This window comes from Alkalihalobacillus pseudalcaliphilus, assembly GCF_028610675.1.
In the GTDB taxonomy this organism is placed as follows: domain Bacteria; phylum Bacillota; class Bacilli; order Bacillales; family Bacillaceae_D; genus Alkalihalobacillus; species Alkalihalobacillus pseudalcaliphilus.
In genome coordinates this window covers 1-23,758 of the sequence record NZ_JAQQWS010000005.1, presented here as the reverse complement: position 1 = coordinate 23,758, position 23,758 = coordinate 1, and the positions used below count along the sequence as shown (strand labels likewise).

Genomic DNA, 23,758 nt, shown 5'->3' with positions numbered 1-23,758 from the left:
CTAACATCCATTTATTAATTTCTTTATAAAGTATGTTGTATCCATACATTTTGGAATAGTTATTTCAAAAAAAGAAATAAAATGAATCATTTATGAGCTTTTTCGCCTATTTTTTGAATTTTCTTTATAATAAAGTTTAGCTGTAGAAACATCATTAATAATGCTACTATTAGCTTCTTCTTTTTGATAGCTTGAATCAACTTGTATGATCATTTCTTCTAACTCACTTATAGTGTTTTGAATAATTTGATTAATATTTGAAGCATATTTATCTTCAGCTTTTTCATCTATTTTTTCTAATAGTGAATCGATTAGCGAATTTTTATTAGATAATTCATATAATAAAATCGATTTTAACTTTTCTTTTCTTGACCTATGATTTGTCATTATGTCCTCCTCATATTCTCCTTTAATTAAATAAAGAGGCTGATTTTGTATATCTTGTTCTTGAATCACTGAGTCTACCTCTGTCACCAGGCTATCCGTTGTTATAGGAATATTATTTTGAATCTTAACCTCAATTGCTTGCCAGACTTGGAGAATATCTGATGCTACTCGCTCCCATGTATAATTTGCCTCCACTAATTCCCTTCCGTATAATCCCATATTTCTTGCTTGTGTTACATTTGAAAGGAGATAATCTAATTGTTCTGTGAACGCTTGAGGATTTTCAGGATTCTCAATAACGAGCCCATTTTCATTTGGTATAATAACTTCCGGATTACCTCCACGTGCTGTAGTAATGATTGGTAACCCTGAAGCCATCGCTTCATAATGGACACGTGCTAGTGGTTCTTGCCATTGCGAAGGACAAACAAATATATCAGCTGCCGCAAACCAATTTTGAATTTCATCAGGTGAGACAAAACCAGTATTAATAACGGGTATTGGTAAACGTGATGCTAGTGCTCGAACATAGGCAACATAATCACTTACTTTATTATCACTAAACCATTTACTACCTACTATAATTAAAGCAATATCAGGATGTCTTTTAGCCAATTCTGGAATAGCTTGAATTAGTATATCTGCCCCTTTATTAGCAGATAGTCTACCAGCAAATAAGATAACTTTTTTATTAGGCAAGTTATTTTCTTCACGTATTATCTTACGCATTCTTTGAGCGTTTTGCGAATTGGGTGGCACAAAGCGTTTAATATCTACCCCTGAATAAATCGTTTTTAGTTTACTTTCAGCTTGGGGATATAAATCAGAAATGGTTTTGCCAATATAATTACTTATTGTAACAATTTGATCAAGTTGGTTTATCGTTTCTTCTGCCTCTTCAGAACTAATTTTATTTAATGTGAACATATCATTATGCATACTCAAAACAAGTCTAGTATCTGTTGCAACTTCTCGAATATACTTTACTAACTTAGGCCTGTTAAAAAGGTGGATAATATCAAATGAATTTGTGCGAAGAAATTCTTTTACACCATCAGCATAAGTCTCAAATGTTCCACTTTTAATCCTAACGTAGCGAATATCCATCATATACTCATCAGTTTCTAAAGAAGGGTCATCTCTACCTAAAATAGTGATTTGATGTTCCTTTGCTAGCAATGAGGAAACACCATCAATATAAGTTTGTATGGCTCCTCCCCTTATTGGAGGGACAGGAAGTTTTTCAGTACATATCATGAGTATGTTCATGTTGAAGTTGCCCCTCTCCATTGTTTTAATTCCTCAATAACTGGCCATTTAGTTTGATCTGACTCTACGATTCTTCTACACAAAACATCTAATTGCTCATCCATAAAAATAGCAGGTTCATAGACTAACTCTTTTACATTTTTATAAAATTCATTTGGTAACTCCATATCAATGATTAAAATATTAAAGAGCGAATCATCAATCGGGTTTGCTTCATGATAAGCATTGATCATCTCTTTCATCCAATTTATATCCCACACACCTAAATCGTCCATTGTCCCTGTAATTAATTTTCTTAAGTCTCTAATCGGTATATCATACGCAACACCATCAAGGTCGATAATCCACATCCCTCTAGGACCCATTTGTCCATTGGACCATCCGTAATCCTGATGGACAAGTCCCCATTCGCTATCATCTCGAGTTATCAATTCTTGATAAGCTGATTGATTAAGTCTTTCCAAGGCCATAACTGCTTGATTTTCAAATTGGTCAATTACTGAAAGAATGGTTGGACTTGCTGGCATTTCACCGTAGGCCTCAGCAATCTTTCTAAACCAATCCATCTTCTTAACAACTTTTTCATAAGATTTAGGCCAACGTTTAGTTCTAGTTGCTTTTTCAGAGCCATTTGGTGGAATGTATCCTTTTGAAAGTTGATGAAACTCTCCTAATGCAAAGCAAAGTGACTTTGCACCTTCCAAGTCCTTTGTCACAGGATAAAGCGGTTCAATCCATTCAGCAACGAACCACAATTTCCCACCTTTTTCTACATAATTCTCACCCGTTTTCGTCTTAATTAATGAAGGCACTCGTGCTTGCTTCTCTTGAACTAAATATTCTTGTGCACCTAAACTAAATAAACTTCTTGCAGGTGTTCGATGAAGAATCTTTAAGCTGAAAGGGCCTTTATCTGTTTCCATCTTCCAAATCAAACCACCCTTGTCTGCTTTCGTTGTTATAACGTCCATTCTATTGACATTCATATCATAGTTACCCATAACTTGTTGGGCCATATCCTCTATATACTGCGGCACATATAAATCAGATTGAGTCAATTCATCAACAATCCATGGAGTAATTAATTCTTCAGACATATTGTCCCTCCTTACAATCATAAATTGGGGTTATTCTCTAATTAAACTATTCTGTCTAATATGTTTTGTATAGTTAGAAGCCTATTTTCATTTACATTTCAAGAAAATTGACTCATAATGTTGCATACTTAAAAGATTCATTACGTGCTGCTGCAAAGTTCCCCGTCCATTCATAAAAAATACACGGTCTGTATATTCCTTAGCAATTTCAACAGTTCGGTCTGTCGATCCCGTATCAACAATATTGATTTCATCGACAATGTCTTTTACTGTATCTAAACCACGAGCTCATACAGCTTCTTTATTTTTAACGATCATACATAACATAAACTTATCGTTACCATTTTAACACCTCATTAGAATATTTATTTCAAAGGTTTCGCAGGATTCCCTACATATGTTGTATGTGCTGGTATATGTTTTGTCACAACTGCACCAGCTCCAATCGTTGAGTTTGGACCAATTTCTATATTAGGTAAAAGCGTTGCATGATTCCCTATTTTGGTACCTGTTTTGATAATTGGTCCTGTGTGAATACCTTTACCAGAAGCCATATATTTATCATTTGACATCGAACAACATGGCCCAATAAAAACATGGTCTTCTATAAGCGTATCCGCCGTAATATAAGATCCCGTTTGAATCGTTGTTTTAGCTCCAATTTTTGTATTCGGTTCTACCATGACATGTCTACCAATTATTGTATGTTCCCCGATCGTCACCTGCTCTCTAACACTCACATAATCTGCGATAAATGAATGCTTACCTATTACACTTCCTCTATAGAGCGTCACGTGAGTACCAATTTTTGCTTCTGCTTCAATCTCTAATGGCGGTAACTGCACAGTCGGCTTTCGAGCCATTTTATTATTAGAGCTTGGTGACTTTCCTAACAAAACAAATTCACCTATTTGCACATGATTACCGATTAATGTTCCTTTTCGAATGATACTGTGTTCGCCAATTGAAACGTAATCTCCAATGATGACATCTTCTTCAATGATGACATTGTAGCCAATATCAACCTGCTTTCCTAATTGAACTGAAGGATCAATCCTCAAGTTAATTCACCTCCCACTTTTTCATTTCCAATAAATTAAAATTCAATCCAGGTAAATCCACAACTCTTTTTTCTAAAGCCGATTGATATAAACCAAAAATTAGTTCTAATGAACGTTGAGCCTCGATTCCATTAACCAAACTTTTATGTTGCTGACTTTCTTTAATTGCTTTTATACAAGCCCTATACATTCTGACATGTTCTTTTTTATCAAATACTAACTCTTTCTCTGAGACTTCTATTTCCTCAAGAGCAAAACGACTAATTTTTTCTAATTGTTGACCATCGATGATAATCGAGCCTTTTTCACCAAATAATTTAAGTGAGTAACCATAATTATTTGGTTTAGTAACGGTATTAGCTTCTATCAACCCTCTCGCTCCACTATTAAAATCAACCAGACCAATCGCAATATCTTCTGTTTCCTTCGAACGTTCCACTTTCATTAATTCTCCTCTGACTTCTTTTGCATCACCCATAAACCATAATAAAAGATCGATCAAATGAATTCCTTGATTAATTAGCATGCCACCATCGTATTCCCAGGTACCTCTCCAAGCCGCACCTTGATAATACTCTTTCGAACGATTTAGTTCTAACGTACACACTCCATAAAAAACAGTTCCCAATCGACCACTTTCAATCAATTCTTTAATAGCAATCATACTATTCAAAAAACGTAATTGATAACACACATATAAGTGAACATGATGTTTATTTGCATATTCATGTAGTTGACTGGCCTCCGATAACGATAAAGCTAAAGGTTTTTCAATAAGTGTATGTTTTCCTGCAAGAATAGCAGCCTTTGCAATCTCAAAATGACTTCCTGATCCTGTAGCTATGACAACTAATTCTGCATTAGATTCATTAAGTAAATGTTCGTAATCAGTAAAAAACGTACATTCATTATTTGACAAGTTTAACTTTTGTTTTATTATGTTCATTCTATCTATTGAAATATCACTTAAGGCAACGACACTAATATCTGAGATCTGATTAATTGTTTCACAATGCTTTTCTGAAATTCTCCCACAACCGATTATTGCTAATTTCAATAGCATTCACCCTTCCTACTCAGTAATGCTAATATATGCATCCAAAACTTGTCAGGATATCATTTGAGTAAAGTCAAAAAAAAAACCTCAAAATGAGGTCTTTTTTATTTGAAATAGAACTAATCACTTAAGCGTATAATCGTTAATGAGGCACCTAATCCACCCTGTAAAATAGCAGCTCCTAAAAGCCCAAATAATTGTAACTCAATTGTCGTTCCTGCCGTTAAGGTCACAATTGCATTGGCATCCAATTGAGAGAGTGCTACAGCAGGTGTTCGAGTTAAAGCAGGACTTACTGCTCCATTTATTAATACTTGCGAACTCACTAATAATCCAGCCGTAAAATTCAAGTTGTAAGCAATATAATACCTACCAGCTTCAGGCACAGTAAAAATTGTATTTGCACCATTTACGGCAATCGGTCCAAGGTTTTGTACACTCGGTAAAGGAACCGGTGTCCCACCTAACACAACGGCAATTGTTGCTCCCGTAGTATTACCAGCAAAGCCTGAAGTTTCCGTAAAGTTCTCAGCTGTAGGACCGGTTGCTCCCGTCGCTCCTGCTACTCCCGTTGCTCCCGTTGCTCCCGCTACTCCGGTTGCTCCCGTTGCTCCTGCTACTCCCGTTGCTCCCGTTGCTCCCGTTGCTCCTGCTACTCCCGTTGCTCCCGTTGCTCCTGCTACTCCCGTTGCTCCCGTTGCTCCTGCTACTCCGGTTGCTCCCGTTGCTCCTGCTACTCCCGTTGCTCCCGTTGCTCCTGCTACTCCGGTTGCTCCCGTTGCTCCTCCACCCGGACCTGTTGGACCAATCGGACCCGTTACTCCAGTTACCCCAGTAGGACCTTCTGGCCCCACTGGACCAGCTGGCCCCCTTGCTCCAGTAATCCCCCGTGCGAATGGATTACCCCCACCAGGGATACCACTAGCAATAAAAGGGATTCCATTTCTATTTCCTCCACAGCAATTTTTATTATTTTTAAACTTCATGCGGCTTCCTCCTTCCAGAATTACTTTCTTGTATTTTTACATAATGGATCGGAACCAAAGTGTTCCGATCCATTATTTTTTCTCATTTTCTTCAGTATTAAGATATCGCTACTCCAGCACTACCATAACCAGCTATTACAGTCGCTATATCAAGTCCAGCCGTAACATCAGCAGAAAATACCATTAATAACCTTTCTCCTGCCGTTACCGGTATTGATAAACCAGTTGTTAAACCTTCACTAACGGTTCCGATTGCAAGTATTCCAGTAAATGGAGGAGCTAATGTCACGACTGCTCCTGGAATCGGAGTAAATGTATTATCACCAGTTGCAGTAAATAGTTGTGCTGTTACTGTGACAGTTGAACCTACTAATGTTAAGGCGGCAGTTGTACTTAAGAAAGCAGCCATCGAAGTTATCGTTCCATCTCTCGGTACTGAGAAAGCTAAATTATCAAGTGCTGTTGTATCAATAGCTCCACCTAATAAGCTTACACCCGTGACATTACTTCCAAAACCAACTAAACTAACCGTACCCACTAATCCACCTAATACCGTCGTCATTAGAATCGGTAAATTAGAGGCAAAAGGTATAATGGCACCTGCACCAGGCGTTCCGGTTGCTCCCGTTGCTCCTGCTACTCCCGTTACTCCCGTTACTCCCGTTACTCCCGTTGCTCCCGTTGCTCCTGCTACTCCCGTTGCTCCCGTTGTTCCTGCTACTCCGGTTGCTCCCGTTGTTCCTGCTACTCCGGTTGCTCCCGTTGCTCCCGCTACTCCGGTTGCTCCCGTTGCTCCTGCTACTCCCGTTGCTCCGGTCGCTCCTGCTACTCCGGTTGCTCCCGTTGCTCCCGCTACTCCCGTTGCTCCCGTTGCTCCTGCTACTCCGGTTGCTCCCGTTGCTCCTGCTACTCCGGTTGCTCCCGTTGCTCCCGCTACTCCGGTTGCTCCCGTTGCTCCTGCTACTCCGGTTGCTCCCGTTGCTCCTGCTACTCCGGTTGCTCCGGTCGCTCCTGCTACTCCCGTTGCTCCCGTTGCTCCTGCTACTCCGGTTGCTCCCGTTGCTCCCGTTGCTCCCGTTGCTCCCGTTGCTCCCGTTGCTCCTCCACCCGGACCTGTTGGACCGATTGGACCCGTAGCTCCAGTAATTCCAGTTGGACCCTCTGGACCTACCGGGCCAGCTGGTCCTCGTGCTCCAGTAATTCCGCGTGCAAATGGATTACCTCCACCTGCAATACCACCAGCGATAAAAGGTATACCGCTTTGATTCCCACAACATCCTCTATTATTTTTAAATTTCATTTTTTCACCCCTTTCTTATGTTTGTTCCATCATATGTAAAAGAAAGAAAAGTGGCTTGTATTAGTATCCCTATTAAATTAAATAAGCAAAAAGCCTATGTACATCATAACGATTAAAAGTTGCACATAAGAATAAAATAACGACTTCACCTGGAGGGATGAAGAGAATGAAAAAATCCAATAGCAAGGTGTCACTGTCAAAATTAACAAATACGCAATTACAACAGAAAATTATACATCTGGAATCGGAGCTAAAAAAACAAAAACAATTACTGGAAAAATATCAAAATGATTACCACTATAATTTAATTGACCGTTTACAAGCTGAAAAAGAGGTACAAGAACAACAATTCATTGAATTAGAGCAACAATTGAACGTAGAACAAACAAAGTACCAAAATCATCAAACGAAACTTTCTTCTATTCAAAACCATTACAAAAAAGAAATAGAAAAACAAAAAAAAGAAAATGAGGTACTAACTTTACAATTGAACGTAGAACAAACAAAGAACCAAAATCATCAAACGGAACTTTCTTCTATTCAAAACCATTACAAAAAAGAAACAGAAAAACTAAAAAAAGAAAATGAGGCACTAAATTTACAATTAAAAAACGTCCAATTCTCACCCCATGAAGAAAAAGCTCAATCAACACATTCACAATCCAAAGAAGTCTTTCCTTATTTACAAAATTTCAATGATGCAGGTTCACCCAAACAAACGAAAGAAATCGAAAACAATGAAAACCAAAATCAGAATTGGTTTTACCGTAATTTTTCTAAGAAACAATCCGAAGATAAATAAGGTGGTCCAATCAAGGACCACCTTTTTTATACATTAAATAGGAGTTGGACCACTAGGATTAGCAATCCGATTCAAACTTAGACTTGCATTTGTTGCTGTAATCGTACTTGCAGCTCCCCCCACTAAACCTAAACTAACAATTTGCCCACTAAATAAGTCAATTGGGAAGTTTGTCAATGAAACCGTTGCAGGTACATTGGCAGCTAAAGTAACCGTTCTTTCTGTTCCAGCAAGAGGTTCTCCATTCACATAAACCGCTACATTCACCGTTTGCGGTGTTGCACTTGTTAACGTTATACTATATGACGAATTGTAGATCCCAGAATTTTGAGAAGCAAGCTGTGTAAAATCAGGCGATCCAATAAAACCTCGCATTCTAACATTTTCATCTAATGGTACTAAAACTGGTGTAACAGCATCAGTTACTGTTAAAGTAGCTGTCGCATTCGTTGCAAACAAGTAACTAGGCGTAACGACAGAACAAAAACTTTTACGATAACGTCTTGGACAAGTTTGTAAAAATCCATTCTCATTAACAAAATAACGAGGTGAACAACAATTCATTATTTATCTCTCCTTTCATTCGTATAGTTCATTGTATTACCTAAACACGAATCTAGCTTGTATGATTTACCTATATAACAAGAAATTCCACATATGCCTTGCCTACATATATCAACAAAAAAACAAACCTATCAAAAGGTTTGTTTTCTACTGTTTATTATCTGCCACAACAATTTTTGGTCGCTTTCAAACCAGAATCAGTTGTCATCGTTTTTCTCACTTCAGTTCTGGTCACTCTATTTTTCGGTCTATTCGACTGTCTTTTTATACTTTTAGATTGACTAAATTTACGCATATTCGAAAACGCCTCCTCTCATACATACAATATGAAGGAAGCTTTCCCAACTTTATTCTTTTTCAAAAAAATGTGCATACGCCCGTTTTTTTGAATTTATTTTGTGTCGATACACAAATTTGGGGAATTGTCATACTATACAGTAGTCTGAATACCTACTTCTTCGTTCAATCGAAAAAAGTTGGTGAAAAAAATAGGAGGTAAAAAAATGAAATCCAAAAAACATAATATTTGCATTAATGCAGAAAAAGTTTATGACTGGGTTATGCGTCCTGTCGAAGTACAACCAATTAGTATTACTGGCCCATCCTTGGCACCTTATACTGCAGGATTATTTGATACTACAGATTTCGATTCTTTCTGTGAATTCCTTACAGCTCACCACCCGTGCTATACAACAAAATGTCGTGTTCTAGAAGATACACTTTATACGCAAGAGATTACGCAACCAAACGGGCGCCAAAAAGTAGAGGTTACCTTACCAAATGGAGAAACTGTTATCTTATACCGTGTAAAGGTTCTTGCAAAAGGACAAATAGAAGTTGCTGTGGTTGATGAAAATGATTGTTACACTTTAAATGATACGGTTGAATTCTTCACAATCCAAACCTTGTATTTATGTGCTCCTAAAGGCACTTGTGTAGATGCTTGCATTATCGAAGGTGAATGTGACGCAGAATTCGTTTGTACAGAAAACTTCCAGCAATTAGACATTTCAGTAAGTCTTTGCTTAGACGTAACAGTAACTGATTATGTCAAAGTAGAAATTGAAGCAGCTTATTGCAACCCTCGTCATGAATTACCAATTAATGATGTAGTATGTGGCACATACAAACGTCCACCTAATTGCGATGTCATCTTCCCAGGCATGACAAAAGAATAATAGTAATAAATTGGTCGAGATGAGGTTATCCTCTTCTCGATTTTTCTTCTTAATAAAGCCAACCGTACATAGGAATAGGTTAGATACTTTTATACGAGGGGGAATTATCATGTCCAAAACACCTTTTACTTCTTTTAAAGATAAAGAAATTCAATATAAACAAAAGCTCCTACATTACCGTTCTGAAATAAATAAGCTATCAACAGATACGAAAAAAATGGAGGCCTCACTTAGAGAAAAAGATGAAACGATTCAAGCACTTAAAGAAAAAATAGCTCAGCTATCTAATGAAAACCTCCACACAGAACCATTGTCTGCACCAGAACAATTACTTATTAATAGTTATTTCTCATATTCCATTATGATTCCAAAAGACGACGATACGATTACATTAAAAGGTCATTTCATCGTAAAAAACACAGGCACAAATCCATTACACAATCCAATAATTTGCCTTGTTTTCAATCAACCGAAATATTCCAATTTAACTGGAAAAATTAGCCACCCCAAACAAAGGGACCTTAATGTTTATTTAATGGATGATAATTTAATCGTACAATCTTGGTCATTTGTAGAAAATCAGTCTAGAAAAGAAGCCAAAAAAAGTGGTCATTATTGGCTTCAACCCAATGATTTAGAAGTATTAAAACCGAATGAAACAATAAGTTTTTCTGATTTTGAAATTGAAATTTTAAAAGGACATGAGCTTCCTAATTTTGTAGTAGATGGCTTTATATATGGTCAAGAAATCCAGGATGGTATGCAGGCAAATAATCAAATCATCTGTAATATTTTTTAAAATAATCTCATATAACCCTTACTGTTAAGTTGTTCACATACAAACAGTAAGGGCCTTTTTTAATTTTTAATAATTGCTTCTAAAAAAGAAGCAACCCCTGCAATTCCAAGAATCAAATACAATGGCCATACTATGGTTGGAATGAACCAAAATAAAACGACAAAAATGGCTGCAGTCCATATTCCCGTACACCAATAGCAGCTAATTAACTCTCCTATAAACCTCCGAATCCCTTTACCTCTAGGCGACACAAATTCAAAAATCTCACCATTGCTCGTTTTTTCTTCTCTAATCGTTTGAAACGGTTTACGAAGAAAGTTGGTTATTTGATCAAAAACAATTAAATGAGTAAATCGAAAAGTAGCCACTGCAATGATTGCAAACTCAAACCAAGCTAATTCCATACACATCAACTCCTTCATAATTGAAGTACTATATTGTATACGGCAACTAACAACTTTGATATTGATTTTGAAAAATAACACACATCTTACTAAGTTTTGCATAGCCTACATGGAGGATATGGGTTTTTATCAGGCATTGTATAATTGAAAGGAGTGCTTTTAACATGATCCCTTACGCCAATAATCGTCAAATTTCAGTGTCATTTATACCTCATTCACCGATAAATCGCTATGTTAATCAATGGATTCAAGTAACAATCTCTGGATACGATACAGTTATTGCATATGTAGAAGCTTATCACCATTTAATAGGAATGGTTGATTTATATATCTACCAACCCCCATACTACACACCGCAATATATTAGAGTGCATCAACGAAATTTATCGAGAATAAGACCTTATAACGGACCTATTCCACCAAGACCACACGGACATTGGCCACCACCTCCAGGTCCAGGGCCTCATCCGGGGCCGGGGCCTCATCCGGGACCAGGACCTCATCCAGGGCCGGGGCCTCATCCGGGACCGGGGCCTCATCCGGGACCAGGACCTCATCCGGGGCCAGGACCTCATCCAAAGCCAGGACCTCATCCAAAGCCAGGACCTCATCCGGGGCCAGGACCTCATCCGGGACCAGGACCTCATCCGGGACCAGGACCTCATCCGGGACCAGGACCTCATCCGGGACCAGGGCCTGGTTCGAGTCATAGAGCATTTATGAACCACGATGAGAATGAGTAGGTTGAGCATGTTATATTGAAATAGAGTTCATTTTATAGTTTTATCGGCTAAAGGACTGAAACCTTAGAAATATAACAGAGAAAAGGTGGCATTTTACTTTGAGTAAAATACCACCTTTTTAATCTACGATACATCCTCTCATCTCATCTTATATTAAGATAATGATAAAATATTATATCCACCATCCACATGAATTAATTCACCCGTAATTCCTCGTGCTAAGTCACTCATAAGAAATAACGCCGTATCTCCAACCTCTTCTTGAGTTGTCGTTTTTCGTAATGGTGCTCTTTCTTCAATTTCCTTTAATACATCATTAAAGCCGCCAATCCCTTTAGCTGCAAGAGTTCGAATCGGTCCTGCTGAAATCGCATTGACACGAATGCCATCTTTACCTACGTCATTGGCTAAATACTTCACACTAGCATCTAAAGAGGCTTTCGCTACGCCCATAACATTATAGTTACGAACTACTTTTTCTCCACCTAAATACGTCATCGTTACCACACTACCGCCTTCAGTCATAAGCGGACGAGCTGCTTTTGTAACCGCCGTCAATGAATAGGCACTGATATTGTGAGCAAGTAAAAAGCCTTCTCTTGTCGTATTTAAATATTCTCCTTCTAACTCATCCTTGTTTGCAAAAGCAATACAATGAGCCAGACCATGAATAATGCCAACTTCTTCTTTAATTTGAGCAAAGGTCTTTTCAATTTCCTCATCATTAGTCACATCACAAGGTAAAACAAGGTGATGCTCTTCTTCCAAAGTATCAACAAGACCTCGAACATTTTTTTCTAACCTTTCTCCAGCAAATGTAAAAATTAATTTTGCCCCCGCATTAGCTAATGATTGGGCAATTCCCCAGGCAATACTTCTTTTATTAGCCACGCCCATAACAACATATGTCCGTCCTTTTAAAGATAAGTTCATTAGAAATAACCTCCACTTGTATTAATAGTAGTTATTAGTAGTAAGTACTAATTCATTCTATCATAGATACTTCTATATGAATAGACTCGGATGGGAAACTTTCTTTTTTGTATTACTCCCCTTTATTAATTCATGATAAAACCCTTGTTCTCCTGGCTCTTCCTTACATTTTTAATTACCCTCAGCCTAAACAAAACCGTCGACATGACTGTCAACGGTTTAGGCATTTAGTTTTCTACTAATAGGTTAAGAATGATAAGCTCTTGGGTTTAAGACCTTTTTAGGTGCCTCAATTCCTTTTGTACCCCGCGAGTCAACATTCACTTCCTCTGGAGAATAAAGAATGATGAAACTTTCAGATGCAGTGTTCGATAATTCTCTTGGTAACTGCTCTAACTGTGGGTCCCATCCTAACGTACCTTTTCTTGTACTTAATGAAACCAATAAATCATCTTTATGAAACTTTGGTAGACGCTCATAAAACTGCTCCCAGTCCTCTAACTTCTCGAAAGAAATATTTAAACTAGTACCTGTTTTTGCATAAGCTTCCTTATACAACTCGACATCATCTTTGACGATTAAATAACGGATCGACATTCCTAACTCCGACGCAAACGTTTTAATAATTTCCATTGCTTTATAAAAACCTACTTTATGTGTATATCCAGCAGGAACAATCACAACTAAACGTTTCATCGTATTAATAGGATATTCAATTTTTGTTACGAGAATAGTCTGTGTCGAACGTTCTAACAACTGATCCAGTACACTACCAAAAATTCTTTGTGGAGTCGATAGTTTTCCATTCCAACCAATAACGGCTGTGGTTATCCTACTTTCTTCCATCGCACGAATCATACCTGTTGCAATATTACGGTCGACTCGAGTTAATGTCTGAACAGGAACCTCAGCACCTGCCCCATAACTAACCGCATCTTGGAGAACCTTTTCAGCTTTCGCCAGAATCTCCTGGTAATTCTCACCACTTTGGGCGACACTTAATGCATACAAGGGTTCCTTAGATTGACCACGTACGATAAACCCTAAATCTAAAAGTGATGCCAAGGTATTTGGGTTTGCCACTGGAATCATCACTCTTTCAGGAGCCTGCTTTGGCTCATATGGCTTTTGATCTTCTAATAATGCCAGTACTTTTGAATACTTCTCTACTAATGAAGGGCCAATTAGACACGTAATTAATATTTTTATTATCATCGCATTAACAACTGATTCACCTAATAAACCAAGCTCATAACCGACCATCGTTGCCGCTAAAGTAGCGGCGGCTTGGGGAACAGATAATCCAAACATCAGAATTTTTTCTGCTTTTGAATATCCGTATATTTTTCCAGTTATAATTGCCGCTAATAGTTTACCTAATATGACAAAAACAACGACAATACCCGCCATTATCCACGTATCTGGATCTGTCAAAATAACTCTTAAATCAACTAGCATACCAACAGACAGTAAGAAGAAAGGAATAAAGATGGCATTTCCAACAAATTTAATTCGATTCATTAATGTTCCTTGTTCAGCAATAAACCGATTAAGAGCAAGGCCAGCTAAAAAGGCACCTATAATCGCTTCTATTCCAGCCAAGGTGGCTCCATAGGCAGTAATAAATAGGACACTTATTACATATGTAAACTCTAAATTACCTTCACTGCCTAATGTTCTGAAAAAGAATTTAGACACTCTTGGAATAATTAAAAATACAGCTGCTACAAAAATAACTAAAGAAACAATCATTTTTATCCAAAATTCTGCATTAATGACACCATGTGCGGCACCAGCTACAATCGCCAAGACTAAAAAAGCGGTTGTATCGGTAATAATTGTACCACTAATCGTTGTAGTCACTGCTCGATTTTTCGATACACCTAACCTGCTTGCAATTGGGTAAGCAAGTAAAGTATGCGAACCAATAATAGAGCCAATTAATATGGCCGCCATTAATTCATACCCTATTAGTAACGTTGCTGCTGTTCCAAATACAAAAGGAATAAGAAATGATAAAGCACCAAATGTTAAGCTCCGATTTCTATATTTTTTAAAGCCGTCTAGATCGATTTCCAGCCCTGCAATGAAAAAGATAAAATGTAGCCCTACCGTACTTAATAGTAATACCGTAGAATCCCTTTCTAATAATCCAATTCCATTCGGTCCAATGATGAGCCCAGCGACAATTAACCCAATAATTCCTGTAACTTTTAACTTCGCCATAATAATCGGGGCAATTAAGAAAATAAGCATCGTTATGGCAAATATTAATACGGGATCAGTAATAGGTTGATTTAACAAGAAATTCACACCCTCCAAAAACTTCAAAGCATTATGTTATTTAAAAAAATTAAATTATTTCAAATATCTTCTAATCATAAAAATGCTTGCTGTAAAAGTCAACCTTTTTGTATGGAAGTGGACTAAATCTCAAGTGCTCTTCTTCGAAGATCGCTCCGGGAATGGGGGGCACGCTTTCCGCAGTCGGGCGCTGAGCTAACTTGCTAGTGCAAGTGGATCTCAGCCTGCCCTCTCCTCCTGCAGGAGTCGGCCTCCCCATTCCCTCCGCTCGGGTTGGTGCAGGCTCCTTGGTTCGTACACTTCTCATACAAAATAAATGAATGACATCTAATAAAAGCTAATAAACCAAGAAGCAAAGGCATATGAACAAAATGCCACCAGTTGAAGGTGAACTCCACTTTCATTTTTGTTAGCGGCGGAGTGAATTAGGCTTCGCCATGCTGGGTTTGTATGAAAGTTGACTAAAGGCGATGTGCTTAGCGTTAATTGTCGCTAGCGAAAATGATGCTCCGCTAGGTAATACTCATTCTCAAGTGTACAATTAGCTTTACAGAAATTGTTAAAATGAATAAGAACAATCAAATTGAAACAAAAGCGACCGAATAAAGAGCCAACATATACGTAAGCAAAATCATATTGTGAAGATTGTTCCAAATTAGGAGCTAAATTTCAAATTGTATGAAGAGCTGAGTTGTTAAGGGCTAAGTAACTGACACGACGAGCCTTTTTCGTGTAGTTACTACCCGACTTTCCTTGAGTAACTGACACGTTCCTCCTTTCTCGTGTAGTTACTACTCCTCTTTCCCCCAGTAACTGACACGTTCCTCCTTTTTCGTGTAGTTACTACTCCTCTTTCCTCCTGTAACTATCACGTTCCCCCTTTTTCGGGCAGATACTACTCAACTTTCCTTGAGTAACTGACACGTTCCTCCTTTTTCGTGTAGTTACTATTCCTCCTGTAACTGATACGTATTGCACTTCTCCATCACATGAGTATGTGCACGTTGTGATTGATTACTGGATTGGAGGTTGTTTCAGCATCCTTATTTTCGGGTACAGTTTAATTATTACATTGCATTTTTGATGAAAAGAGGTGATAATGATGGGGTTAAGTCCAGAGCAAGAGAGACGGAAAGTGCCTCCTACATATCGAGAAGATGAGAAGCGACATGAGGACAATGAACGCTTTGAAAAAGTCGTAGAGAAACTAGAAGCTATGACGACAAATGGTCTATTAAAAGATATGGCCTATCATTTTTCGGACAAAAAAGAGGTTATTAAAGTAAACTTGATTGCCGGAATATCTCGTGGTGTCGGATTAACACTAGGAACCGCTATCTTTATCGGTATCTTTTTATTTATACTCTTACAAATGAGCTCTTGGCCCGTTGTCGGTCAATGGGTTGCAGAATTCCTAAATATGGTCGAGACATACCGTGCTCAGCTATAATTCAAATTGACTAAATGAGGTGACTGAAATGGAATGGTTAGGAATTGGTGTTTTTATTATTGCCCTTGCACTGGCAGTTGGTATTGGCTTTTTGATTCCCGTCCTTAATAAACTAACAAAAACGTTAGACCAAACAGCTCAAGTGATTGGACAAGCTGAAAAAAGTATCACCGAAGTAACAGGAGAGGTGAAATTAGTCCTTTATAATACGAATGAAACTTTATTAGATGTCAATCAAAAAGTTCGTAAGCTTGATCCTATTTTTGACACTATTGAGGATGCTGGAAATGCCTCCCATCACCTAACATCAACATTAGCTCATTTTACTGAAGAAAAAATGAATCATGTTAAGACGGGCGTTGATGTAACGAAGCAAAAAAACGTGAAAGGATTTGTAAGGGCTGTTGCTTTTATTTATTACTTACGCAAAAAGAAAAAAGAACGTAATGTCGATCCTATTGTACGAATGGCGATGAAGGAATAAACAAAACCAAACCGTGAAAATTCACGGCTTGGTTTTTATTTTTCGTAAAAGCAGCTTCATATCTTCAGGCATTTCACTATCAAGTGAAATCAGTTTGCCTGTAAAAGGATGATTAAAAGTTACACGATAACAATGGAGAGCCTGTCTAGAAATTAGATCTACATGTCCACCATATAAATCATCTCCACATAATGGAAAACCTAACGATGAAAAGTGCACCCGAATTTGATGGGTTCTTCCAGTCTCTAACTCAATCCGCACATAGGTAAGTAACTCATTTTGAGAAATAACCTCATAATAAGTTTTAGCGAATTGGCCCGATGAATGTACCATTCTCTCAATAATACTAGTAGGCTTCCTAGTAATTGGATGATCAATACAGGCTTTTAATGGGCAAACACGCCCCTCAACAATCGCTTCATAATATCTTTTTACTTGCTTTTTTTGTTGTTGCTTGGACAATTTATCATGAGCAAGTCGATGCTTAGCAACAATCAATAAGCCTGTCGTATCCTTATCTAAGCGGTTAACGGCATGAAAGGTAGCGGCAATGCCATTCTGTTGATAGTAACCAATGACATCATTAGCTAATGTGCCTGTCGACTGCTCACGTGATGGAATCGTTAACTGCCCTGCCCTCTTATTGATGACAAGAACATGCTCATCTTCATAACGAATATCTAATGAACCATCTCCGGCAACTAATGATGCACTAGGCTGCTCAGATGGTAAATAAATAACGATTTTGTCTTTTTCCTTTAAGACCGTCCTCACATTTTTTTCCTGCTCATTCACCAATATAACTCCATCTTGATGTTTGATTTTAGCTAAAGCACTTCTAGAAATCATTTGTTTGGTTAATAAAAAATCTCTTAATAAAAGGCCAGCATCCTCCGCACTAACAAGCCATTCTAATTGCACTTGCTTTTTAATCACCGATAAATGACTCCTTTACCCGTTTCCAGAAAGGGAATGGTCTAAAGCGAGCAAACCGAATTTTTTCATCAGCAACTCGGCACTGTATCGAAGCAATCTCTCCAATATCAGGGTTATAATGGTCAATAGAAACTTGCACGCGAACATTGTTTAATGGCTTTAATAAGCAAGTATGATGTTGTGGTAAAACGAGTGGCGAACCTACAGTCCGATAGACACGATTATTAATAGAAGCCATTTCTGCAATTTGAATGGAAGCTAAGGAAGGATGCAGAATCGCCCCCCCTAATGCTTTATTATAAGCTGTACTTCCTGAAGGTGTTGATATACATAAGCCATCGCCTCTAAAAATTTCAAACGTTTCTCCTTTAATTTCAACACTACTAACAAGTGAGCCTTCGATACTTTTTACCGTACATTCATTTAAAGCTAAATAACGAATTTCCTTTTCTGTTTCATCATTTGATTTAATAATTACTTCTAATAAAGGATATTCGACAACCTGAAACGGTGTTTTCGCAATGTGAATAACAAGCTTTTCCACTTCTTCTGGTATCCAATCCGCATAAAACCCTAAGTGACCCGTATGAATACCGACAAAGGCTGTCTCCTCTAAACGGTGACTATAATCATGGAAGGCTTGTAAAAGTGTCCCATCACCACCAACAGTAATCACTAAATCAGGCTCTTCCTCTTGAAGAAACAAACCAAAATCAAGTAAGTATGTTTCAATTCGTCGCTTCAGTGTATTGGATATATCGTCACCTCGTGAGGTTACGGCAAATTTCATTTCATTTCCTCCCAATTAAGCTACAGTTTGCGCCCTTGTTCTTCTTTAGCCGTGACGATCTGTTGTGCCTCTCTTACTTCTTCACGGATAATAGACATTTCCTCATCTAATAAAAAAGCAACCTCCGAAGAACGCTGTAGCTTCATTAATATATCTTGAGGTATCTCACCTCGATATTTATAACGTAATGAATGTTCAATGGTTGCCCAAAAATTCATCGCCATCGTTCGAATTTGTAATTCGACTAGTACGTTCTTTTCACCATCTATCGTTTGAACTGGATATTTTAAAATCATATGATAAGAACGATATCCACTCGGTTTTTTTTCAGAAATATAATTAATCTCTTCAACCACCTCAAAGTCCTTACGATTTCGTATTAATTCCACAACAGTTTCAATATCCTCAACAAATTGCGTGATGATCCGTACTCCTGCAATATCTTGTAACTCTTGCTCTAAACGATCAAGTGGTATATTTTTTCGACTAGCCTTATCAATAATACTCGATATCGGCTTTACCCTACCTGTTACGAATTCAATTGGTGTATGCTTTGATGATTTTAAATATTGCTCACGGACCCCTCTAAGCTTCACCTTTAACTCATCAACCGCTTGATTATAAGGGGCTAATAATATTTCCCACTTTCGCATCTAACCACCATCCATCACATTCTTATCATGAAAAATGAGCTAAAACCGCTTCCTCTAAACGCTCTCCGTAATTTCCATTACCTTGAATATTTTCTAGCAAAAATTCTAACTCATTATGTATTGCCGTTAATACTATTGTTTTTTCATCATTAAAAACCACTTGCACGCGCTTATCTTCGTTGTATATTTTTGCTAACCCTTGCCATATTGCTTCCACGAAAACGAGGTAATAAAATTGTTCAGCATCTTCTAAAATATACACAAATGCAAGCTGGTCCGAATCAACCAACATTCTTTCACCGTCCTGCAACTGCTCTGCTACCGTTTTATCTACAGGTTCAGAAATCCTAAGTTCAATATATTCATCCTCTATATGAAGTTCTGTAACAAAAAATCGATTCATTCAAGTCACTGCCTCTCTTAACAAACATTCCATTCCATTACCTTTATTTTAACATATTTTCTTCCATCAACCTACGAATCTCGCCGCATTGATTCCCAAATTGTCGAACGAACAAGGCTATGTCATAATTACAGTACACATATTTAATGAAAGGGGTAATTTCCAATGACAAAAGAAATTGAAATTGAATCCAAATCGATGCTTTCCTTGAATGATTATCATCAGTTAATCAACCATTTTCAATTACATCAGCAGCAAGGCTTTCTACAACAAAACCACTATTTTGAAACGAAAGATATGCAATTGAAGGTGCACCATTGTGCCTTACGGGTTCGCAAAAAAAACGAGCAATATACGTTAACATTAAAACAACCCCAAAAAGAAGGACTTTTAGAAACGAATCAAATAATCACCGGGAGTGATTTGGTTACTTTTCAGACTACTGGTACCCTTCCATCTGGTGAAGTCCAACAACAACTTCAAGATTCTGCCCTTCATACAGACACATTTATTTATTTAGGTTGCTTGGAAACTGAAAGACATGAGCTCACTTACGAACAAGGATTATTATGCTTAGATAAAAGTAGTTATTTAGGTAAGACCGATTATGAGGTTGAATTTGAAGGCCATAGTGAAGCACACGCAGAGGCGACAATGGCACACTTATTACAAACCTTGCAAATTGAAAATAAAAAATCTAAAAACAAAGTACAACGATTTTTTGAGAGAAGTTTAGAAATATAAACTTTAGTGAAAAAGTCGGATTTCTGAAAATTACTTTTTTGTTAGGATAAGAACAACAGGACAAAAGGAGGGTTAATTGTGGCACTATTTCATCCTATGTTTGTAAATAACACGCTGACGAATAGTCCTAACACCTTAGCAACAGCGAACCCAATGAACAGCCAACAAAATAACCGCCTATTTCAGGCATATCTACAAGCTGAATTGCAAAGTCAAACATTCTCGCAAACAGCACCACCTTCATTTAATCAAATTGCTTTTTTGACCCAATATCAAGCAAACATGAACCAGCCACAGCCTGGTCATTCACTGCTCAATTATTTAGATTCAGCGGCTATACATAGCGGAACCCATCACTATGCTAATCAAGTTGACCAACCTATTCAAGAGCCTATTTATGCAAGTGCCCAAGAAGAGAGTTATCGCCCATATATAGAGGAAGCGGCACAAAAATATCAGATAGACCCTAAGCTTTTATATGCCATCATCAAACATGAGTCTAATTTTAACGCTCAAGCCGTTAGTCCTGCTGGAGCTGCAGGTCTCATGCAATTAATGCCTCAAACGGCAAAGGGACTTCAAGTATCGAACGTTTTTGATCCCAAACAAAACATTGAAGGCGGAGCCAAATATATGAGGCAGATGCTTGACCGCTATGATAATAATTTAGAATTAGCTTTGGCCGCATATAATGCAGGTCCAGGCAATGTTGATAAATATGGTGGCATTCCACCTTTTAAAGAAACGAGAAACTATGTACCAAAAGTTCTCTCTACCTACCACATTTAATCATAACCGTAGATGCCAGAAGTATGTTGATGCTTTTGGTGTTTTTTGTGTAATTGTACGTATGGAAATAGTTAGCAGGTCACCTAACATCGATGAACTTAGGATGATTGCGACTCCTGACGGTGATTTGAGTTGATTGTATGAGCCATACACACAACCGCGTTTATGAACAAAACCGCTCCATTGAAAAACAATATTCAATTGGACGAATACTCAGCTAACAAGAACGAACCACCCATTTCATTACACTAGCACCCCTATTCTGCAGGTAGTCCCTCGTTTTCAAACCGCACTACTACATAAAGCCAAGCCACACTGTATGGAAACTACTCTTCGTCACGACTTCAGTACCTGAACTCCCACCACTCTAACTGGTTCATGTCAAACCATTTTGCCATATGCGTTAAACCTGTTGTATAAAACAATACCTCATTCTTTATTCCTCAATCAGATAAGTTGCCCCATTTTCTCCAACTTGCTACAATGTGTGTTAGTACAAATGCAAAATATAAGACAGTTTCCAAAAAATAAGGTAAAATGCAAAACATAGCATAAAAATATTTATATCGCTCGAATGAGGAGGTATTATAATGTCTAATATAGGGCAATCACCATACGAAGCCCTCGGAGGTGAAGCCGTGTTAACGAAAGTAATTAATACGTTCTACGGCTATGTTTCTGAGCACCCTGATATCGCCCATTTGTTTCCAGATGATTTATCAGAAACCAAACGGAAACAAACGCAATTTTTAACACAATTTTTAGGTGGGCCAACAAATTATACGAACGAACATGGTCATCCGATGCTAAGAGCTAGGCATATGCCCTTTGCCATCGGTCAAAAACAAGCAGAAGCATGGATAGCCTGTATGAAAAAGGCTTTGAATACACATAACATTAGTGGACCTATTTATGATTATCTCGTTGAACGATTAACAATGACAGCTTTCCATATGGTAAACACCACGAATGAATCAAATTAAGAAAGGAGAATGACCATTGAACCCTAGAAAGAAACAGCAATTATGCAATAACTTGACAGGCATATGTGGTCTAGATCCAAAAGATTCCTACCAACCTAAGACCGGAAAAGCTATCGAACTATATGCTTTTATAGATCCTTTTAGTGCCGAATGTTGGTCATTTGAACCAATTATGAAAAAATTAGTGATGGAGTATGGCGAATATTTTAGAATTAGAGTTTTACTTACTGGTAAACTTAAGGCCTGGAATCTTTGTACGGATCAAAAGAATTCTCAACAAAAAAAGTTAGAATTAGCTCAAAGCTGGGATAGAATTTCTACGGAAACAGGGATGTCTTGTGATGGCGATTACTGGCTTGAAAACCAGCGAAATTCTCCATTTACAGTTGCACTAGCAATCAAAGCTGCAGAGCTTCAAGGCCCTCAAAAAGGTGGGCGTTTTTTAAGAAAACTACGTGAGAAGATTTTTCTGGAGAAACAAGACATCACCAATATTAATACTTTGACAAATTGTTGCTTGGCTGCTGGATTAGACGTGGAAGAATTTCTAAATGATCTTGATTCTACCACTGCACGTAAAGCACTAGAATGTGATATCACAACAACCAATGACATGGATGTAGAAACCGTGCCTACGTTTGTATTTTTTAATGATGATATTGAACAGGATGGTATTAAAGTGCCAGGGATTTATAAATATGAGGTTTACCAACAAGTAATCGAGGAAATGCTTGGCTACCTCCCTCCGAAAAAGGAAAAGCTGTCAATTGAATCATTTATAAAAAAATATGAATTTGTTGCCTCCATCGAAATAGCCGTTGTTTACGACCTTTCTTTACATGACGTCAAAAAAGAATTAACGCCTCTCATTCTTCAACAAAGGATAGAGCAAGTTCCAGTTAAACATGGAACCTTCTGGAGATATGTTGGAACTTAAAAAAAGAGCGAACGCATGCGTTCGCTCTTTTATTCTCTATGGGGGAGAGAATGTGATGTGCTTCACATATAAAGAATAACATCCGTTTCTTTGCCTGACAATCCTTTAACAGAAACGTTTTCTTTTTTGCCACATAAATGAAAGAATCTCGTTACAATCCCACATTTTCTGGATGTTTTAATATGAAAGTTGGTGCTGATACTCATATGCGGAGCTTTGATTGCTGCTACCGAAAATCATGCTCCGCGTCCTGCTGGGTGGCGCTGAACTAATACTGGTACAGCCAGTGGATTTCAGCCCGCCGCTAGGTCCCGCGGGAATCTCCACATGTTTTCGTCCGCTGGGTTACGGCTCATTCTCAATTCCAAAAAACATTATTACAACAAATATTAAAAAGAACAATAACAAAGTGAATGAAAAGTCACCAGTTAAAGCGCCAGACACTACTTTCATCTTGGTTGGTGGCGAAGTGAATGGGGCCCGGGTTTTATATGAAAGTTCAATGGGTGATGCAAGGAATCTCGTTAAGTTCACTTCAGTATGACAGGTTATGACTAATCATTAAGCTCAAGAGCTCATTGTGACATCGTGCCCCTTGAGTAATTGACACGTTCAGCCTTTTTCGTGTAGTTACTCCAAGGTTTGGCCTCCGTATCTTCACATTAACCCTCTCTTTGTGTAGTTACTCTGAAGATTGGCCTTAGT

Annotated in this window: 24 protein-coding genes and 1 pseudogene; 10 read left to right on the top strand and 15 right to left on the bottom strand. The window is 37.9% G+C overall.

From position 1 onward, the window contains the following. Nucleotides 1-90: 90 nt before the first annotated feature. From PQ479_RS11850 to PQ479_RS11820, 7 genes and pseudogenes are all read right to left on the bottom strand, one after another. On the bottom strand, nucleotides 91-1,656 hold the full coding sequence (locus PQ479_RS11850; protein WP_069187711.1) for a glycosyltransferase family 4 protein: 1,566 nt from the start codon (nucleotides 1,654-1,656) through the stop codon (nucleotides 91-93). Then, entirely contained in the window at nucleotides 1,653-2,753 is a 1,101-nt protein-coding gene (locus PQ479_RS11845) for a CotS family spore coat protein (RefSeq protein ID WP_047987980.1), read from the bottom strand. The genes PQ479_RS11850 and PQ479_RS11845 overlap by 4 nt, the downstream gene beginning before the upstream one ends. A 118-nt stretch (nucleotides 2,754-2,871) precedes the next feature. Then, nucleotides 2,872-3,014: pseudogene (locus tag PQ479_RS11840) on the bottom strand (glycosyltransferase); the annotation flags it as partial. A gap of 104 nt (nucleotides 3,015-3,118) precedes the next feature. Next, nucleotides 3,119-3,814, bottom strand: coding sequence for an N-acetyltransferase (locus PQ479_RS11835; RefSeq protein ID WP_047987979.1), 696 nt, complete (start codon nucleotides 3,812-3,814; stop codon nucleotides 3,119-3,121). A 1-nt stretch (nucleotide 3,815) separates the two neighbouring features. Next, nucleotides 3,816-4,871 (bottom strand): Gfo/Idh/MocA family protein, encoded by a 1,056-nt coding sequence (locus PQ479_RS11830; protein ID WP_273717005.1) that lies wholly within the window; start codon nucleotides 4,869-4,871, stop codon nucleotides 3,816-3,818. A 119-nt stretch (nucleotides 4,872-4,990) separates the two neighbouring features. Continuing rightward, on the bottom strand, nucleotides 4,991-5,857 hold the full coding sequence (locus PQ479_RS11825; protein ID WP_273717004.1) for a BclA C-terminal domain-containing protein: 867 nt from the start codon (nucleotides 5,855-5,857) through the stop codon (nucleotides 4,991-4,993). 97 nt (nucleotides 5,858-5,954) lie between these two features. Further along, complete coding sequence (locus PQ479_RS11820) at nucleotides 5,955-7,157, bottom strand: exosporium glycoprotein BclB-related protein (RefSeq protein ID WP_337957099.1); 1,203 nt, start codon at nucleotides 7,155-7,157, stop codon at nucleotides 5,955-5,957. Nucleotides 7,158-7,323: 166 nt separating this feature from the next. Between PQ479_RS11820 and PQ479_RS11815 the strand changes: the two genes are divergently transcribed. Further along, nucleotides 7,324-7,959, top strand: coding sequence for a hypothetical protein (locus PQ479_RS11815; RefSeq protein ID WP_047987975.1), 636 nt, complete (start codon nucleotides 7,324-7,326; stop codon nucleotides 7,957-7,959). 33 nt (nucleotides 7,960-7,992) lie between these two features. On the opposite strand, the gene PQ479_RS11810 is transcribed toward PQ479_RS11815, so the two are convergent. Beyond that, a complete protein-coding gene (locus PQ479_RS11810) occupies nucleotides 7,993-8,523 on the bottom strand; it encodes a BclA C-terminal domain-containing protein (protein WP_047987974.1) in 531 nt (176 codons plus the stop codon). A 503-nt stretch (nucleotides 8,524-9,026) separates the two neighbouring features. On the opposite strand from PQ479_RS11810, the gene PQ479_RS11805 reads away from it, so the two are divergent. Continuing rightward, on the top strand, nucleotides 9,027-9,701 hold the full coding sequence (locus PQ479_RS11805; protein ID WP_047987973.1) for a BMQ_0737 family morphogenetic spore coat protein: 675 nt from the start codon (nucleotides 9,027-9,029) through the stop codon (nucleotides 9,699-9,701). Between the two features lie 109 nt (nucleotides 9,702-9,810). Further along, nucleotides 9,811-10,500 (top strand): hypothetical protein, encoded by a 690-nt coding sequence (locus tag PQ479_RS11800; protein ID WP_047987972.1) that lies wholly within the window; start codon nucleotides 9,811-9,813, stop codon nucleotides 10,498-10,500. 59 nt (nucleotides 10,501-10,559) lie between these two features. Here PQ479_RS11800 and PQ479_RS11795 read toward each other — a convergent pair whose 3' ends face one another. Further along, nucleotides 10,560-10,904 carry a DUF1360 domain-containing protein gene (locus PQ479_RS11795; protein WP_047987971.1) on the bottom strand — a complete coding sequence of 115 codons (345 nt, stop codon included), beginning with the start codon at nucleotides 10,902-10,904 and terminating at the stop codon, nucleotides 10,560-10,562. Between the two features lie 164 nt (nucleotides 10,905-11,068). Here PQ479_RS11795 and PQ479_RS11790 point away from each other — a divergent pair, with 164 nt between their 5' ends. Beyond that, nucleotides 11,069-11,647: a hypothetical protein gene (locus PQ479_RS11790; protein ID WP_053070326.1), complete on the top strand. Its 579-nt coding sequence runs from the start codon at nucleotides 11,069-11,071 to the stop codon at nucleotides 11,645-11,647. A gap of 153 nt (nucleotides 11,648-11,800) precedes the next feature. Here the strand turns inward: PQ479_RS11790 and fabI are convergent, their stop codons facing one another. Then, nucleotides 11,801-12,580, bottom strand: coding sequence for an enoyl-ACP reductase FabI (gene fabI / locus PQ479_RS11785; RefSeq protein ID WP_047987970.1), 780 nt, complete (start codon nucleotides 12,578-12,580; stop codon nucleotides 11,801-11,803). 246 nt (nucleotides 12,581-12,826) lie between these two features. Further along, nucleotides 12,827-14,893, bottom strand: coding sequence for a cation:proton antiporter (locus PQ479_RS11780; RefSeq protein ID WP_337957098.1), 2,067 nt, complete (start codon nucleotides 14,891-14,893; stop codon nucleotides 12,827-12,829). Between the two features lie 1,093 nt (nucleotides 14,894-15,986). Between PQ479_RS11780 and PQ479_RS11775 the strand changes: the two genes are divergently transcribed. Together PQ479_RS11775 and PQ479_RS11770 are read left to right on the top strand one after the other, a co-directional pair. Then, complete coding sequence (locus PQ479_RS11775; RefSeq protein WP_047987969.1) at nucleotides 15,987-16,334, top strand: DUF5665 domain-containing protein; 348 nt, start codon at nucleotides 15,987-15,989, stop codon at nucleotides 16,332-16,334. 28 nt (nucleotides 16,335-16,362) lie between these two features. Then, entirely contained in the window at nucleotides 16,363-16,818 is a 456-nt protein-coding gene (locus PQ479_RS11770) for a DUF948 domain-containing protein (RefSeq protein WP_047987968.1), read from the top strand. 21 nt (nucleotides 16,819-16,839) lie between these two features. On the opposite strand, the gene PQ479_RS11765 is transcribed toward PQ479_RS11770, so the two are convergent. From PQ479_RS11765 to PQ479_RS11750, 4 genes are read right to left on the bottom strand one after another with little or no spacing between them, the layout of a single operon-like run. Beyond that, nucleotides 16,840-17,754, bottom strand: a complete 915-nt coding sequence (locus PQ479_RS11765; protein WP_047987967.1) for an RluA family pseudouridine synthase — start codon at nucleotides 17,752-17,754, stop codon at nucleotides 16,840-16,842. Then, entirely contained in the window at nucleotides 17,747-18,544 is a 798-nt protein-coding gene (locus tag PQ479_RS11760) for an NAD kinase (protein ID WP_047987966.1), read from the bottom strand. The genes PQ479_RS11765 and PQ479_RS11760 overlap by 8 nt, the downstream gene beginning before the upstream one ends. A 20-nt stretch (nucleotides 18,545-18,564) precedes the next feature. After that, complete coding sequence (gene yjbM / locus PQ479_RS11755; RefSeq protein WP_047987965.1) at nucleotides 18,565-19,197, bottom strand: GTP diphosphokinase; 633 nt, start codon at nucleotides 19,195-19,197, stop codon at nucleotides 18,565-18,567. A 25-nt stretch (nucleotides 19,198-19,222) separates the two neighbouring features. Then, nucleotides 19,223-19,600: a UPF0738 family protein gene (locus tag PQ479_RS11750; protein WP_047987964.1), complete on the bottom strand. Its 378-nt coding sequence runs from the start codon at nucleotides 19,598-19,600 to the stop codon at nucleotides 19,223-19,225. Between the two features lie 165 nt (nucleotides 19,601-19,765). On the opposite strand from PQ479_RS11750, the gene PQ479_RS11745 reads away from it, so the two are divergent. The 4 genes from PQ479_RS11745 (at nucleotide 19,766) to PQ479_RS11730 (ending at nucleotide 23,053) form a co-directional block, all read left to right on the top strand. Then, nucleotides 19,766-20,344, top strand: coding sequence for a CYTH domain-containing protein (locus PQ479_RS11745; RefSeq protein WP_047987963.1), 579 nt, complete (start codon nucleotides 19,766-19,768; stop codon nucleotides 20,342-20,344). A gap of 78 nt (nucleotides 20,345-20,422) precedes the next feature. After that, on the top strand, nucleotides 20,423-21,133 hold the full coding sequence (locus tag PQ479_RS11740) for a lytic transglycosylase domain-containing protein (RefSeq protein ID WP_273717003.1): 711 nt from the start codon (nucleotides 20,423-20,425) through the stop codon (nucleotides 21,131-21,133). A gap of 590 nt (nucleotides 21,134-21,723) precedes the next feature. Beyond that, nucleotides 21,724-22,116 (top strand): globin domain-containing protein, encoded by a 393-nt coding sequence (locus PQ479_RS11735; protein WP_047987962.1) that lies wholly within the window; start codon nucleotides 21,724-21,726, stop codon nucleotides 22,114-22,116. A gap of 16 nt (nucleotides 22,117-22,132) precedes the next feature. Beyond that, entirely contained in the window at nucleotides 22,133-23,053 is a 921-nt protein-coding gene (locus PQ479_RS11730; protein ID WP_047987961.1) for a ClpXP adapter SpxH family protein, read from the top strand. The last annotated feature ends 705 nt before the right edge of the window (nucleotides 23,054-23,758 follow it).

Coding starts and splice junctions, on each gene's coding strand:
- PQ479_RS11850 (WP_069187711.1), bottom strand. CDS start 1,656: ATGAACATACTCATGATATGTACTGAAAAACTTCCTGTCCCTCCAATA.
- PQ479_RS11845 (WP_047987980.1), bottom strand. CDS start 2,753: ATGTCTGAAGAATTAATTACTCCATGGATTGTTGATGAATTGACTCAA.
- PQ479_RS11825 (WP_273717004.1), bottom strand. CDS start 5,857: ATGAAGTTTAAAAATAATAAAAATTGCTGTGGAGGAAATAGAAATGGA.
- PQ479_RS11820 (WP_337957099.1), bottom strand. CDS start 7,157: ATGAAATTTAAAAATAATAGAGGATGTTGTGGGAATCAAAGCGGTATA.
- PQ479_RS11815 (WP_047987975.1), top strand. CDS start 7,324: ATGAAAAAATCCAATAGCAAGGTGTCACTGTCAAAATTAACAAATACG.
- PQ479_RS11810 (WP_047987974.1), bottom strand. CDS start 8,523: ATGAATTGTTGTTCACCTCGTTATTTTGTTAATGAGAATGGATTTTTA.
- PQ479_RS11805 (WP_047987973.1), top strand. CDS start 9,027: ATGAAATCCAAAAAACATAATATTTGCATTAATGCAGAAAAAGTTTAT.
- PQ479_RS11800 (WP_047987972.1), top strand. CDS start 9,811: ATGTCCAAAACACCTTTTACTTCTTTTAAAGATAAAGAAATTCAATAT.
- PQ479_RS11795 (WP_047987971.1), bottom strand. CDS start 10,904: ATGGAATTAGCTTGGTTTGAGTTTGCAATCATTGCAGTGGCTACTTTT.
- PQ479_RS11790 (WP_053070326.1), top strand. CDS start 11,069: ATGATCCCTTACGCCAATAATCGTCAAATTTCAGTGTCATTTATACCT.
- fabI (WP_047987970.1), bottom strand. CDS start 12,580: ATGAACTTATCTTTAAAAGGACGGACATATGTTGTTATGGGCGTGGCT.
- PQ479_RS11775 (WP_047987969.1), top strand. CDS start 15,987: ATGGGGTTAAGTCCAGAGCAAGAGAGACGGAAAGTGCCTCCTACATAT.
- PQ479_RS11770 (WP_047987968.1), top strand. CDS start 16,363: ATGGAATGGTTAGGAATTGGTGTTTTTATTATTGCCCTTGCACTGGCA.
- PQ479_RS11760 (WP_047987966.1), bottom strand. CDS start 18,544: ATGAAATTTGCCGTAACCTCACGAGGTGACGATATATCCAATACACTG.
- yjbM (WP_047987965.1), bottom strand. CDS start 19,197: ATGCGAAAGTGGGAAATATTATTAGCCCCTTATAATCAAGCGGTTGAT.
- PQ479_RS11750 (WP_047987964.1), bottom strand. CDS start 19,600: ATGAATCGATTTTTTGTTACAGAACTTCATATAGAGGATGAATATATT.
- PQ479_RS11745 (WP_047987963.1), top strand. CDS start 19,766: ATGACAAAAGAAATTGAAATTGAATCCAAATCGATGCTTTCCTTGAAT.
- PQ479_RS11735 (WP_047987962.1), top strand. CDS start 21,724: ATGTCTAATATAGGGCAATCACCATACGAAGCCCTCGGAGGTGAAGCC.